The sequence below is a fragment of the Rhizobium sp. USDA 3886 genome (genome assembly GCF_056279785.1).
Map to the genome: position 1 here is coordinate 3,237,442 of NZ_JBWCDC010000001.1, position 14,254 is coordinate 3,251,695.

Genomic DNA, 14,254 nt, shown 5'->3' on the forward strand with positions numbered 1-14,254 from the left:
GCGGAATGGCGGCTTGGCGCAACTGCGGCCCGCGTTGTCACTGCGTCATGTCCGCTTTGCAGCAACGGCGGCCGGTGGCTCGATGACCACTATGGAAGCGCATTGCCGCCCGGCAGCATTGGCTCGGTCGGTGGTGTCTCTGACCACATTTCTGCTAAAGCTCGGAAGCAAATCGCCCGCGATGTCACCAACTGCCGAAGTGTGAAGGGCGCAACGGGCTGATGGGCCTCTCGCTCATCAGGCCTCTTGTCTTGAAGGAGGAGCGCTAGGATGAGCACCGACCTGGATACCGTGCGGTCCTATGATGCGGTCGCGGCGGAGTACGCTGCCGAGGCCGCGGCGATGCCCGAATGGGTCGCGACAGAGATCGATGCGTTCGTGACCGAGCTGGGCGGCTCGGGCAGGGTGCTGGAGATCGGAAGCGGTGGCGGGCGAGATGCACTTGAGCTTGAGAAGCGGGGAATTAGCGTCCGGCGCACCGACATTTCAAAGGGTTTCGTCGAACTGCTTCGCGAAAGTGGCTTCGAGGCCGACCTGTTGGACCCCCTGACCGAAGACTTGGCCGACCCGCAGCGTCCCGGCACGCCGTACGACGGGATCTGGGCCTGTGCCTGCCTGATTCATGTCGCGCGCGAGGATTTCGGCACGGTGCTTGGGCGGCTTGCCGAGGCGACCCGGACCGGTGGCCGATTGCACGCCTCGGTTAGAGAGGGCGAAGGCGAGGATGTGTCCACACACGGCAGTGCTGCAGCGCCCCGGCGCTACGTCGAGACGTACTGGCGTGAGTCTGCCCTGCGGTCCGCACTCACAGACGCCGGCTGGATCGTCAGCGAGGTACGTCGGTGCGTCGGAAAGCCCCATGATCGGTGGCTGAGCGTTCAGGCGAGTCGGGCGTGACGCACACAGAACTTGCGGGAACGGCCGATTGTGGCGCGACTATGAACTCTAGGTGGTCACCGCAATGTCGGCTTCCGGGCGAAGGCAAAGATCCCCTCTGTGGCCGACATGGGGCGCATTCCGGCCAATCGGCAAGTAGTTTATGTTTGTTTAAACAGTAACCTCTAAAGTTCACAAAATGCTTACCAAAAGCGAAGTCTAGCAACCCGGCCTGACTACATTTTCTTACGAGGTGAGAACACATGCGCAGGCCTACCGTCCGAACTTCCCTGACCACCATCAATCTGGCGTTTGCCGTTATTTTCCTCGCTTTCGCCTTGTTCGCCCTGGGCAGTGTGCGGCAGGTTAATCAGAATACGACCGATATCGCGAAGAACTGGCTTCCCAGCGTGTCCGTCGTTCGAATGATCCAGTTCGAGCTTCAAAAGATGAAGTTCGCCTATGCCAATCACATCATGTCCATCAGCGATGAAGCGATCGCCACCGCGGAGAAGCAGGTCACGGCGCAACGGGAGCAGCTCGGAAAAGCAATCGAAGCCTACCGGCCGCTGATATCCTCGCCTCGCGAAAAGGAGCTGCTGGAACTGATCGGCAAACAGGCGGGCGACTACGTTAAAGCGGCCGAGCCGATGCTCGAAAAATCCCGAAAGAACGACAACGATGTAGCCAAGGTCATCTTCTACAAGGACATGGAGCCGATCGTTCAAAAAGCCGAAAAGAGTGCGAACGAACTGCTGGATATCAATGTGAACGGCTCGCATGCCTCCTATGACAACAGCACACGCACTTATGCGACGATCCTATGGAGCACTTGGCTGCTGATTGCCCTGGTGGTGGCGATCGTCACCGGCGCGATTGCCTATGTTGCGGTGCAAATATCTCGTCCGATCAAGACGATCACGACTTCGATGGCCGGCCTTGCTGCGGGCGGGACGGACTCGCCCATTCCGTTTGCGCGCCGAACGGACGAAATCGGTTCCATGGCCAGCGCAGTCGAAGTCTTCAGGCAGACCGCATTGGCGAAGGTCAGAGCCGATCAGGAGATTGAGGCAAGCCGAGTGCTTCAAGAAAGTGACCGCCAGCGGCGAGAGCAAATGGACCGTGAGCGAGCTGCAGCCATGGCCCAGGCGACGAGAGGATTGGCTGACAGTTTGAAGAGGCTGGCTGAAGGCGATCTCACGGTCAAGATCAGTGAACGGTTCGATGCCGATTTCGAGGCGCTCAGAGACGATTTCAATAGCGCCGTCGCCCAGCTCCGCAGCGCACTCAGCAGAGTGGCAGGCTCCACGGCCGGAATCGACAGTGGATCGACCGAGATCGCCCACAGCGCCAATGACCTCGCAAAGCGGACGGAACAGCAGGCGGCCGCCTTGGAACAGACAGCCGCGGCGCTGGATGAGATCACTGCAAACGTCGCATCGTCTTCCAAACGCGCAGAGGAGGCACGCAGGGTCGCAACTCAGGCCAATACGAGCGCCAAGACGTCCGGCGAGATCGTCAGCGAAGCGGTCCAGGCGATGGGCCGGATCGAGCAATCCTCCAACCAGATATCGAGCATTATCGGCGTCATCGACGAGATCGCCTTTCAGACCAATCTGCTCGCGCTGAACGCAGGCGTGGAAGCCGCCCGCGCCGGCGAGGCAGGCAAGGGTTTCGCGGTCGTGGCCCAAGAGGTGCGCGAACTGGCGCAGCGCTCGGCGAAGGCAGCCAAGGAAATCAAGGCACTCATTCAAACATCGACCGGCGAAGTGGCGACAGGCGTCGATCTCGTCTCGAAAACTGGAGAGGCCTTGAAGCAGATTGGTGAACTCGTGGTGGCGATGAACCAACACGTAGATGCGATTGCCGTATCGGCACGCGAGCAGTCGGTCGGCCTTGCGGAGATCAACACGGCTGTCAACAGCCTCGACAACACGACCCAGCAGAATGCCGCCATGGTGGAGGAGGCGAGTGCCGCATCCGCATCGCTAGCGAAAGAAAGCACCACGCTCCGCGATCTGGTTCTTCGGTTCAACGTGGGTAGCGGAACGGAACAGCAAGCGCACACATTCCGAAAGTCCGCCTGACGCACTTGTCACCGGAGCAACCGCATCGGAAATCAATGACATGGCGACGGCACTCGGCCAAGACTATGCGATGATCGTAAAATCGCATCCCTGTCAAAGCCATGCTCTGATGTCGTTCCGATCCTGTCGCGCGGCCCCGCTCCGTGCTTGATATTCTCTGTAGCGCTTCTCCGGCGCGACGTCCGCTTGTCGAAGCGGTCGTCAGGTTTTGGGGTAAATGCCCAAGGCAGCCGTTTGCCGCCTTTGCGGCCCTCAGACGATGTAACCGGTGGCGGTCGATACCGATCGGAAGGACTTCAGGTCAAAAAGGGCATGATATCTACGCCGTCACCAGGAAACACGGTGATGTGCGGGTGGTCCTCGAACAGCCTTGCCGCGGCGTCGACGGTTTCCGCTTCGACGACAAGGTAACCGCAGAAAGGATTCACGGCATTGGCGACCCCGTCCTTGGTTATGCGCGTCGTCTTGCCCACCATGCCACCACGATCAAGGATGGATGCGGCGTTTCTGTTTTCCCACGCGGCCCACTGTTTCAGGCCGATGGCGTCGATAGCGTCCTGCTCAGCTTTGGGCCGGCTCCTAAAGGAGGCGAGGTCTTCGGGCTTCATGGTGTAAACGGCAAGAAATCGGGGCACTGCGTTCTCTTCGTGGTGTCAGATGGTTTGTCAGCTTATACTCGTCGCATCAGAATTCACCCGTGTTGCCGCACAAATGTTGTGGGACATACTATGCCGTAATTGGCGCGATGGCGACCACCGGCTTTTGCCGATGGCCGTCGTTTCAGAGCTCTATCTGCTCGGCAATTCGCAACGCGTCATCAATCTCGATCCCGAGGTACGGAACTGTGCTTTCCAATTTAGTGTGTCCAAGGAGGATTTGGACAGCGCGCAGGTTACCCGTCTTCTTGTATATCAAAGCTGTCCGCGGAGTTCGTCGTTGCGCCGGGAGCTAGAAAATGTTCTCGGTGGGAAGTCCGAGTGCGAATGAACCCGCGTATTGCGCCTGGGCTCCGGGCTGCATCGGATGATAGCGAGCGCCCTGTATGTCACGGAAGCAGCGCTCCAGCCCATTCTCTCGATAGAATGCCGCGCCGCCTGCGACCTCCATTGCAAGCTCCGTCACCTCGATAGCGTGCCGCGCGACCAAGGAACGGCCGATCATAACCTCGTTGACGGTTTCCGCGGACGGTTCGTTTCGAGCAACCACCTCCAACATCCAGCGATGCGCGATCTGTGCGGCCCTCAGAGACGTTTCCATGCGCCCGACCAACTCGATCAGATGATCGCTGTTGGCCTTGCTTCGGACCATCTTGACTGCGATGTCGCGGGCGCTCTCGGCGACGCCAAGATAGACCGCGTAGATCAGAGGAAACGCGATCATGCCGATGACTTGAAATACGGGATGCCATTGTCCCGCACTTCTGGAAAATGCGACACTCGCATCCGGCACGAAGAGGTTTTCGATGATGATATCGTTTGACCCGGTTCCCCTCATTCCAAGTGTTCGCCACGTCTCCTCTATCGAAACCTCTGGCGATGCCATCGGAACGCCGAAATGAATGACGGAGCGCGCGCCGTCCTGTTCTTCATAAACAGCACCGGTCATCAGGATGTTTCCTGCCGCCGCGCCGGAAGTGAAGCGTTTACGCGCGGTGATCCGGTATCCGCCATCAACTTTCATGGCCTTGCCCGATCCGCCGATCCAGTCTGATCCGCCGCTCGAGAGCAATATGATTTGCTCCGATGCAACACGTCTCAGGAGCGGCTCCACCGCGGCCACCTTTTGATGCCGCCAGCGCCAGGCGGGGATGGCGACTTGATGGGTATGCATGGAAAAGGCAAGCGCAGTGGACCCACATGCACGAGCAATGGATTTGAGCATCTCAGAAAGTTCGGGCACTTCAGCGCCCAGCCCGCCCAATTCGATTGGAACGCCTGCCCGCGCGAGGCCGGATTCCTTTAGCAGCGCGTAATTCTCGCCGACGAAGGTGTCGCTCTCGTCGATCGATGCGGCGCGTTGCGCGAAGGTGGGCAGGACTGAATTGGTTAGTTCGACGATGGTCCGACCGCCGACAAGGTTCTGTGTTGGTTCTGCAAGCCCGAGCATATCAATGCCTCCTATCTCGTGAGGATTGAAACTCTGCGCTCGTTTCACAATTGCGGCTAGTACACGAACTGTACTGAACTCCACCTCAGTATGGGTAGGCAAGGAGCGTTTGGCGGATCGGTTGCTTTGCAATATCGTGCCTGATCCAGACCGGTGGAGGGTCCTTATGGTAGAGCGTGACGGCTACGGGCAATTCTGTCCAGTATCAATGGCGTCGGAAATCCTCTGCTCGCGGTGGACGACCTTGGTCGTCCGCGAGCTCCTTTGCGGATCGACGCACTTTAATGAGTTGCGCCGCGGTCTACCAAAAATGTCTCCGGCACTCCTGTCAAAACGACTGAAAGAACTGGAACAATCGGGCGTCATCACGGTGACAAGGAGTGCGAACGGCATGACCGATTACCAACTCACGGCAGCGGGCGAAGAGTTGAGACCTCTGATCATAGGTCTCGGAAATTGGGCTCAACGGTGGATGGAATCGCGACTTTCCTTGAAGAATCTCGACCCTTCTCTGCTCATGTGGGACATGCGGAGGAGCCTCGATACAAAAAGACTTCCGCGCCGCCGTTGTACGATACAGTTTCTGTACCCGGAACTTTCGGCCGCGCAAAAGAGCTGGTGGCTTGTGGTCGAAAACGGAAAAGTCGATCTCTGTAACTTCGATCCGGGCTATGATGTAGACCTTCTCGTTGAAGGGTCGCTCCGTTCGATGACCGCAATTTGGATGGGCCTCACGACCATACGTCAGGAAACCGATGCAGAAACACTGAAACTTGAAGGGGACAGGGGTCTCGCGCGCGACATGCAGGAATGGCTCGGTCTTAGTGTGTTCGCCAAAACCCCCCGGATGAGGGTTTAAACTTTAAGGCGAGAGGTTCTGACGGATACCACCTATAAACGAAGACCCGTCACCCAGCTGGAAAATGGGCACGCACTCCTGCAGAAGCCGATGTCCGCTGTTGGCGCATAGTTACCGTCCCCGTCATGGCTCCGGCCCTCGACACTGCAAAAAGCATCTTGGTCAAGGTGTGAGCGGGACAACGCTTACGATTCATCAGCCGTCGCCGAACAAAGTCCGAGGAAAATCAAATCAAAAAGGCCGGAAGGTTTCCCTCCGACCTTTTAATTTCGTTTTCGAACCTGGTTAAGCAGCTTCGGTCGTGTGAGCCTTGCGGACTTCCTCGTCCGTCAGGATACCGCTAGCGCGAAGCAGCGCGGCAAAGCGACCATTGCTGTGGCTGAGTTCATCGAAGCTACCCTGTTCGACGATCCGGCCATTGTCGAGGAAAAGCACCTTATCTGCTTCGCGAACCGTCGACAGGCGGTGCGCGATGATGAAGGTGGTGCGGTTCTGGCGAAGGTTGTCGATCGCAGCCTTCACCCGGTTCTCGGTTTCCACGTCCAGCGCGCTGGTCGCCTCATCGAGAACCAGGATTGGTGCGTCCTTGAGGATGGCGCGGGCGATTGCCACACGCTGACGCTCACCGCCTGAAAGCCTGTTGCCACGCTCGCCGACATGCGTGTCATACTGCGCCTCGCGCGTCTCGATGAAGTCCGCAGCAGCAGCCGCTTCAGCAGCGCGGCGCATCTCTTCCTCGCTGGCACCTTCGCGGCCAAGACGAATGTTGTCGCTGATCGAGCGGTTCAGCAGACCCGCATCCTGGAACACGGTGGCGATGTAACGGCGCAGCGACTTGCGGGTGACCTTGGTGATGTCGTGACTATCCACCAGGATCTTGCCGCTATCCGGATCGTAGACGCGCTGCAGCAGATTGACGAGCGTCGTCTTACCCGCGCCGGTCGGGCCTACGATCGCGACCGTCTGGCCAGCCTTCACGGAGAAGGAGACATTGTGCAGGCCCTGCGACGAGTTGCCGAAGCCGAAAGAGACGTCGCGGAATTCGACTTCGCCCTTGACATCCTTGATGTCGGCATTGCCCGCCGGCTCTTCGCGCTCGCGGACGGAGTCTTCGAGCATATAGAAGTCTTCAAGCTTCGAGCGGGCCTCGAAAATCTGCGTAGCGAACTGGCGCATCTGGTCGAGGCGGGAGATCAGCAGGTTTGCAAAGCCGATGAAGGCGATGACGTCACCGATCCGCAGTTCGCCGGCCTGAACCAGCAGCGTGCCGATCACAAGGATAATCATCATGGCGATGGTCGATGCCATGCGGTTCAGCGCACCGGCAAGCGCCCACCAGTCGAGCACCGGGTACTGAGCCTGCAGGAGCCGGTCGGCAAAGCCCTTGAGCGCCTTGGTTTCAGCCTCGATGCGGTTGTAGCTGTGCAGTACCGAAACGTTGCTGATTGAGTCGCTCACATGCGAGAAAACGGTATGGTAGTGGTTCTCGACCGAAGCCTGGCCGTCCTTCGTGCGGCTCATGACCAGACGGCCAATCAGCCAGTAGGCAAGACCAAGCACGACCAGCACGCCGGACAATCGCAGGTCCATGGACATGGCGGTCGGCACCAGGAGTGCAATGGCGACGACGGTCGAGAGGTGATTGCGCATGAATTCGAGCCAGAGGCCGAACAGCGTTTCGCAAGCGCGCAGCAGCGTATGCAGCGCGTTCGACGTGCCACGCTGGTGATGCCAGGAGAGCGGCATCGAGATGATGCGGCCGAATGCTTCCGTCAGCAAAGTCGCGCGCCGGCCGTGGGCTAGTCTATCCGCCTCGCGGGCGACAAGAACGAAGGCGATCGTATTGAAGACGGCAAATCCGGCCCACATGAACAGGATGGGCTTGACCTCACCCTTGCCTGAGATGGCATCGATGATGCGACCGAACAGGATAGGCTCCGCAATCGTGATCGCGGCCAGAACAATGTTCGCAACGACCACCAGGGATACGCGGAGCTTGTAAGCGCCAAGGTAGCGCAAAGCTCTGGCATAGACCTTGAATAACGACACGGCGGTACCTCTTGTGTGGATCTGCAAAAACGGGATGGCGCGATGCTATGAAAAGACACCTGAACCGACGATTAACGGCGCATTCAGGTGAGATGTTTCTGCAGGATGTGACGAGGCAACTGCTGTGGAAAGCTGCCCAACCGATCGGGAGTGCAACAATTTCCACTTGTATTTAAACCAAGCTTTAGCAATCGATAAACCTTATATGGAGCCAGCTTGTTAATCGAAGACCGTCGTCGCCACGTCCAGGTGGTCCGATCGGCGGATCTCACCTATCGCCCATTGCCGGGCAAGGGGCATTTTGTGAATATTCATTCTTTGGTTCAATTGCTTGTCGTCATAGAAGAATGCAAGAAGCCAGAAAACGTCGTTGAGGAGCTCCGGCGGACCGTCCATTCCTATGGCTTCGAATATTATGGACTGCTTCGCCACCTGAAGCAGAGCCAAGATCCCTGGGGCCTCGTTCTTGCGGGGCATTGGCCCGAGCAGTGGCCGCAAACATACGTTGCAAAAAAATATGTCCTCATAGATCCAACGGTCAGGTATCTGGCGCAGGCACAAAGGCCGTTTCGATGGAAGGACAGCCTTGCCGCCTACCGCCGCGACCCGCATCAGCGGCGCATGGAGCAGATGATGGCGGATGCCCATGCCCACGGCCTCCGCGACGGGTACATCTTCCCCATTCACGGAAAGAGCGGCGTGCTCGGAAACCTGAGCGTCGGCGGTGGGCCTGTGGAATTGTCGCCGGTCGAGATGTCGTTGTTCGAAACGGTTGCACGCAAAGCGTTCTGGCGGCTGCTCGATCTCAAGGGCGAAGCGAAGGCACTCGAAAGCACTTCATTGCTCGAGATGCCGTTGACGCGCCGGGAACTGGAAATCCTCCACTATCTGGCTGACGGCCTCACCTCGATCGAAATCAGCAAGGTGCTGAATATATCGAACCATACGGTCGATTGGTATATGAATGGGCTGCAGGACAAGCTTAAAGCCAAGAACCGCCAGCAGGCGGTGGCGCTGGCTTTCCGTCACGGGCTCGTTATCTGACCCTCGCATTTGGGAAACTCTATTTCGCAAGGGAAATTGAACTTTTCGTAACGGCGCGTTAAGAATTTTCTTCGCGGGTGCAGCATTGCCCGTATCGATGCCGTGAGGAGAGCGCATTGCCCATTTCCAAGATACTCGTTGCCAACCGTTCCGAAATTGCCATCCGCGTGTTCCGCGCGGCCAATGAGCTGGGGATAAAAACGGTCGCGATATGGGCGGAAGAGGACAAACTGGCGCTGCATCGCTTCAAGGCGGACGAAAGCTATCAGGTCGGCCGCGGCCCGCATCTTGACCGCGACCTAGGGCCGATCGAAAGCTATCTTTCGATCGATGAGGTGATCCGCGTCGCCAAGCTCTCTGGTGCCGATGCAATCCACCCGGGTTATGGCCTCCTGTCGGAGAGCCCCGAATTCGTGGACGCCTGCAATAAGGCCGGCATCACCTTCATCGGCCCGAAGGCCGATACGATGCGCCAGCTCGGCAACAAGGTCGCCGCGCGCAATCTGGCGATCTCGGTTGGCGTGCCAGTGGTTCCGGCAACTGAGCCGCTGCCGGACGACATGGCGGAGGTCGCCAAGATGGCCGAGCAGATTGGCTATCCGGTGATGCTCAAAGCTTCTTGGGGCGGCGGCGGGCGCGGCATGCGCGCCATTCGTGACCCGAAGGACCTTGCCCGTGAGGTGACGGAAGCCAAGCGCGAGGCAATGGCCGCCTTCGGCAAGGATGAAGTCTATCTGGAAAAGCTTGTCGAGCGTGCCCGCCACGTCGAAAGCCAGATCCTCGGCGATACCCACGGCAATGTCGTGCATCTCTTCGAGCGCGATTGCTCGATCCAGCGCCGCAACCAGAAGGTCGTCGAGCGTGCGCCGGCACCTTACCTGGCAGAAGCCCAACGCCAGGAGCTTGCCGCCTACTCGCTGAAGATCGCCAAGGCGACGAACTATATCGGCGCCGGCACCGTCGAATATCTGATGGATGCCGATACCGGTAAGTTCTACTTCATCGAAGTAAACCCGCGCATCCAGGTTGAGCACACGGTTACCGAAGTCGTGACCGGTATCGATATCGTCAAGGCACAGATCCACGTTCTCGACGGCTACGCGATCGGTACACCGGAATCGGGTGTTCCCAAGCAGCAGGATATCAAACTCAACGGCCACGCGCTGCAATGCCGTATCACGACAGAAGATCCGGAACATAACTTCATTCCGGACTACGGCCGCATCACCGCCTATCGCTCGGCCTCGGGTTTCGGCATCCGTCTTGATGGCGGCACGTCCTATTCGGGCGCGATCATCACCCGCTATTACGATCCACTGCTCGTCAAAGTGACGGCCTGGGCGCCGAACCCGCTGGAGGCGATCTCCCGCATGGATCGGGCGCTGCGTGAATTCCGCATCCGTGGCGTGGCGACCAACCTCACCTTCCTTGAAGCGATCATCGGGCACCCGAAGTTCAAGGACAACAGCTATACGACCCGTTTCATCGATACGACGCCGGAGCTCTTCCAGCAGGTCAAGCGTCAGGACCGTGCGACGAAGCTTCTAACGTACCTTGCCGACGTCACCGTCAACGGCCATCCGGAGGCAAAGGACCGCCCACGGCCTTCGGAAGATGCAGCCAAGCCTGTTGTGCCCTACGGCAACGGCAGCAAGGTCCAGGACGGCACCAAACAGCTTCTCGACAAGCTCGGCCCGAAGAAGTTCGGCGAGTGGATGCGCAATGAAAAGCGTGTTCTGATGACCGATACGACGATGCGTGACGGCCATCAGTCGCTGCTCGCGACGCGCATGCGCACCTATGATATCGCCCGCATCGCCGGCACCTACGCACATGCGTTACCGAACCTGCTGTCGCTCGAATGCTGGGGTGGTGCGACTTTTGACGTTTCCATGCGTTTCCTGACGGAAGATCCATGGGAGCGTCTGGCGCTGATCCGTGAAGGTGCACCGAACCTGCTCCTGCAGATGCTGCTGCGCGGCGCCAATGGCGTCGGCTACACGAACTATCCGGATAACGTCGTCAAATACTTCGTCCGTCAGGCGGCCAAGGGCGGCATCGACCTCTTCCGTGTCTTCGACTGCCTGAACTGGGTCGAGAACATGCGTGTCTCGATGGATGCCGTAGCGGAAGAGAACAAGCTCTGTGAAGCGGCCATCTGCTATACCGGCGATATCCTGAATTCGGCGCGCCCGAAGTACGATCTAAAATACTATACCGATCTTGCCGTTCAGCTCGAAAAGGCCGGCGCGCACATTATCGCGCTGAAGGATATGGCCGGCCTGCTGAAGCCCGCCGCCGCGAAAGTTCTCTTCAAGGCCCTGCGTGACGCGACAAGCCTGCCGATCCATTTTCATACGCATGATACGTCCGGTATTGCCGCTGCAACCGTGCTTGCAGCCGTCGATGCCGGTGTCGACGCGGTCGACGCCGCCATGGATGCGCTGTCCGGCAATACCTCGCAGCCCTGTCTCGGTTCGATCGTCGAAGCGCTGCGCGGATCGGATCGGGATCCCGGGCTCGATCCGGAATGGATCCGGCGCATCTCCTTCTACTGGGAGGCGGTACGCAACCAGTACGCAGCCTTTGAGAGTGATCTCAAGGGGCCGGCGTCGGAAGTCTATCTGCACGAAATGCCCGGTGGGCAGTTCACCAACCTCAAGGAGCAGGCTCGCTCGCTCGGCCTCGAAACCCGCTGGCACAGGGTGGCGCAGGCTTACGCCGACGCCAACCAGATGTTCGGCGATATCGTCAAGGTGACACCGTCTTCCAAGGTAGTGGGCGACATGGCGCTGATGATGGTTTCGCAGGATCTGACGGTTGCCGATGTCGTCAGCGCGGATAAGGAAGTCTCCTTCCCAGAATCTGTCATCTCGATGCTAAAGGGCGATCTAGGCCAGCCGCCGGGTGGATGGCCGGGCGCGCTGCAGAAGAAGGCGCTGAAGGGCGAGAAGCCCTATACGGTTCGTCCGGGCTCGCTGCTCGAAGACGCCGATCTCGACGCCGAGCGCAAGGTGATCGAGACCAAACTCGAACGCACGGTCAGCGATTTCGAATTTGCCTCCTACCTTATGTATCCGAAGGTTTTCACGGACTTTGCGTTCGCTTCCGATACTTACGGTCCGGTCTCGGTTCTCCCTACGCCCGCCTATTTCTACGGCCTGGCGGACGGCGAGGAACTCTTTGCCGATATCGAAAAGGGCAAGACGCTGGTTATCGTCAATCAAGCGATGAGCGGTACGGACAGCCAGGGCATGGTGACGGCTTTCTTCGAGCTCAACGGGCAGCCGCGCCGCATCAAGGTGCCGGATCGTGCGCATGGCGCTTCCGGTGCCGCTGCCCGCCGGAAAGCCGAGCCTGGAAACCTCGCCCATGTCGGCGCGCCGATGCCGGGCGTCATTTCCCGCGTTTTCGTTTCGCCGGGCCAGGCAGTTAGCGCCGGCGACGTGCTGGTCTCGATCGAGGCCATGAAGATGGAGACAGCGATCCACGCGGAAAAAGACGGCACGGTCGCCGAAGTGCTCGTCAAGGCAGGCGACCAGATCGACGCCAAGGATCTGCTGGTCAGCTATGCCGGCTAACCGGAAGCCGAAGGGTTAGGGTGGCCCCAGGGTCGCCCTTTCGTTGTAAGGAAGGCCGAAAATGAACAAGCTCAAGATTGCAGTTATCGTCGGAAGCACACGCATCCGTCGCTTTGCCGATCATCCGGCGAAGTGGATTGCAGAGATTGCCGCGCAGCGGCCGGAATTTGAGGTCGAAGTGCTCGATCTTCTCGACTACCCTATGGCTTTCTTCGGTGAAGCACGCGCGGTGGAAGCTGAGAGCGAAACGGCGGAGCGCTGGAAGAAGAAGCTGCGCGAGTTCGACGGCTTTATATTCACTGTTGCAGAATACAATCACGGGCCGACGGCCGTGCTCAAGAATGCCATCGACCTCGGCGACTTCATCCAGAAGCCGGTTGCCTTTGTCGGCTATGGCGGCGTCGGCGGTGCGCGTGCCGTCGAGCAATTGCGGCTGATCTTCGTTGAAATGGGTGCTGCCTCGGTAAAGACCGGCGTCCACATATCCTTCCCGGAATATCTCGCCGTTGCCAAGGAAGGCAAAAGCCTCAGCGACTATCCGCACCTTGTCGAAGCGGCGAAGAACCAGCTCGATCAGTTGGCCTGGTGGGGCAAAGCACTGAAGGCGGCGCGCTCGCAGTAAACGAGAGCTGCAGTGCGGGGCCGAGTGGTGAAAATCTGACGCTCCGACCCGGAGCCGAAAAACCATTTTCGAGGCCCTCAATCGGACAAGCGTTTGAGCTGTCGGAGCTGGATCGCGCACGAAGTCCTATCTTTTCAACCCGGAAATGCGTCCCAAGCCGGCAGCGCTTGGCTGGAGCTGCGCGCGTCGGGCGGTATATATTGCAGTTGTCATGTTGCGATCTACGCGGCCCGCAAACTGCCCTGTTACAATTTCGGTCAAAGCATCGAGCAGATGGCCCCGCTCTGTTGGCGCAAGGGCGGAAACATTAGAGTACGTGGCATAGAGGCTACGCACGCCAGACGCATCAAGCCTCAATGTCCAGCGGATAAATTCAGGAGGATCGGGTACGAACCCAGCATCCGTCATCTCCTGAATTCGTGCATCCGTATCAAGCGCATAAGGAGAACTGTCGGCCCCACCCGCTGACAGGCTCGTACGATGGCCAACGAACAAATGTTTGGTGGCATCATGAAAGGGATCGGGCCGACTTACATCGCCAAAGACGTTCCACCAAAGGGCGACTGCGCCGCCCGGTCGCAGCAATTCATGAATTCGTCTCAGAGCAGGCGTAGCTTCCAGCCAGTGAAAAGCCGTCGCACTGGCAACCAGGTCGAACGAGGCAGGCTCCGGGTTTACGTCTTCAAAAGGCAGCGCGAGCACCTGCAGGCAGTCGTCCGCAATCGAGGTTTGCAGGAAGTCTGCTAGCCGCATGTCAGGTTCAACCGCTGCCAACCGCCGCGGCTTGTGCGCCAGCAATTCTGCCGTTGCAAGGCCAGTACCAGCGCCGATCTCCAAAATATCAATGCCGGGTCCAAGGTTAGAGCGTTCGCGCAATAGCTGCCATGTTTCTTCAGGATAGCGCGGGCGGGCAGCATGATAGTTGGACGGTTCGGCCCCGAATGCCACACGACCAAACACACGATCCAGTGTTGGAACTGTCATCGCGTCCTCCCAACGGCACAGACCACTCAGACCTTTTTCGCCCGTG

10 protein-coding genes are annotated in these 14,254 nt (G+C 58.8%); 6 read left to right on the forward strand and 4 right to left on the reverse strand.

What is annotated here, in order from left to right; all coding sequences use genetic code 11:
• Nucleotides 1-270: 270 nt before the first annotated feature.
• Together ACZ9BX_RS16435 and ACZ9BX_RS16440 are read left to right on the forward strand one after the other, a co-directional pair.
• A complete protein-coding gene (locus tag ACZ9BX_RS16435; RefSeq protein WP_476218937.1) occupies nucleotides 271-897 on the forward strand; it encodes a class I SAM-dependent methyltransferase in 627 nt (208 codons plus the stop codon).
• Nucleotides 898-1,139: 242 nt separating this feature from the next.
• Nucleotides 1,140-2,963, forward strand: a complete 1,824-nt coding sequence (locus ACZ9BX_RS16440; RefSeq protein WP_476218939.1) for a HAMP domain-containing methyl-accepting chemotaxis protein — start codon at nucleotides 1,140-1,142, stop codon at nucleotides 2,961-2,963.
• 296 nt (nucleotides 2,964-3,259) lie between these two features.
• Here ACZ9BX_RS16440 and ACZ9BX_RS16445 read toward each other — a convergent pair whose 3' ends face one another.
• Both ACZ9BX_RS16445 and ACZ9BX_RS16450 read right to left on the reverse strand, forming a co-directional pair.
• Entirely contained in the window at nucleotides 3,260-3,598 is a 339-nt protein-coding gene (locus tag ACZ9BX_RS16445; protein WP_476218940.1) for a hypothetical protein, read from the reverse strand.
• Nucleotides 3,599-3,911: 313 nt separating this feature from the next.
• Entirely contained in the window at nucleotides 3,912-5,069 is a 1,158-nt protein-coding gene (locus ACZ9BX_RS16450) for an acyl-CoA dehydrogenase family protein (RefSeq protein ID WP_476218941.1), read from the reverse strand.
• A 166-nt stretch (nucleotides 5,070-5,235) separates the two neighbouring features.
• On the opposite strand from ACZ9BX_RS16450, the gene ACZ9BX_RS16455 reads away from it, so the two are divergent.
• Nucleotides 5,236-5,928 (forward strand): winged helix-turn-helix transcriptional regulator, encoded by a 693-nt coding sequence (locus tag ACZ9BX_RS16455; RefSeq protein ID WP_476218942.1) that lies wholly within the window; start codon nucleotides 5,236-5,238, stop codon nucleotides 5,926-5,928.
• Between the two features lie 285 nt (nucleotides 5,929-6,213).
• Here ACZ9BX_RS16455 and ACZ9BX_RS16460 read toward each other — a convergent pair whose 3' ends face one another.
• Nucleotides 6,214-7,977: a glucan ABC transporter ATP-binding protein/ permease gene (locus ACZ9BX_RS16460; RefSeq protein WP_476218943.1), complete on the reverse strand. Its 1,764-nt coding sequence runs from the start codon at nucleotides 7,975-7,977 to the stop codon at nucleotides 6,214-6,216.
• Between the two features lie 303 nt (nucleotides 7,978-8,280).
• Between ACZ9BX_RS16460 and ACZ9BX_RS16465 the strand changes: the two genes are divergently transcribed.
• From ACZ9BX_RS16465 to ACZ9BX_RS16475, 3 genes are all read left to right on the forward strand, one after another.
• A complete protein-coding gene (locus tag ACZ9BX_RS16465; protein WP_132562212.1) occupies nucleotides 8,281-9,021 on the forward strand; it encodes a LuxR family transcriptional regulator in 741 nt (246 codons plus the stop codon).
• A gap of 116 nt (nucleotides 9,022-9,137) precedes the next feature.
• Nucleotides 9,138-12,602 carry a pyruvate carboxylase gene (pyc, locus tag ACZ9BX_RS16470; RefSeq protein ID WP_476218944.1) on the forward strand — a complete coding sequence of 1,155 codons (3,465 nt, stop codon included), beginning with the start codon at nucleotides 9,138-9,140 and terminating at the stop codon, nucleotides 12,600-12,602.
• 61 nt (nucleotides 12,603-12,663) lie between these two features.
• Complete coding sequence (locus ACZ9BX_RS16475; protein ID WP_476218945.1) at nucleotides 12,664-13,224, forward strand: NADPH-dependent FMN reductase; 561 nt, start codon at nucleotides 12,664-12,666, stop codon at nucleotides 13,222-13,224.
• A 126-nt stretch (nucleotides 13,225-13,350) separates the two neighbouring features.
• Here ACZ9BX_RS16475 and ACZ9BX_RS16480 read toward each other — a convergent pair whose 3' ends face one another.
• Nucleotides 13,351-14,208 (reverse strand): class I SAM-dependent methyltransferase, encoded by an 858-nt coding sequence (locus ACZ9BX_RS16480; RefSeq protein ID WP_476218946.1) that lies wholly within the window; start codon nucleotides 14,206-14,208, stop codon nucleotides 13,351-13,353.
• Nucleotides 14,209-14,254 lie beyond the last annotated feature (46 nt).

Excerpts from the sequence above, each read along its gene's own strand:
- ACZ9BX_RS16455 (WP_476218942.1), top strand. The coding sequence starts at position 5,236 with ATGGTAGAGCGTGACGGCTACGGGCAATTCTGTCCAGTATCAATGGCG.
- ACZ9BX_RS16440 (WP_476218939.1), top strand. The coding sequence starts at position 1,140 with ATGCGCAGGCCTACCGTCCGAACTTCCCTGACCACCATCAATCTGGCG.
- ACZ9BX_RS16435 (WP_476218937.1), top strand. The coding sequence starts at position 271 with ATGAGCACCGACCTGGATACCGTGCGGTCCTATGATGCGGTCGCGGCG.
- ACZ9BX_RS16480 (WP_476218946.1), bottom strand. The coding sequence starts at position 14,208 with ATGACAGTTCCAACACTGGATCGTGTGTTTGGTCGTGTGGCATTCGGG.
- ACZ9BX_RS16450 (WP_476218941.1), bottom strand. The coding sequence starts at position 5,069 with ATGCTCGGGCTTGCAGAACCAACACAGAACCTTGTCGGCGGTCGGACC.
- ACZ9BX_RS16475 (WP_476218945.1), top strand. The coding sequence starts at position 12,664 with ATGAACAAGCTCAAGATTGCAGTTATCGTCGGAAGCACACGCATCCGT.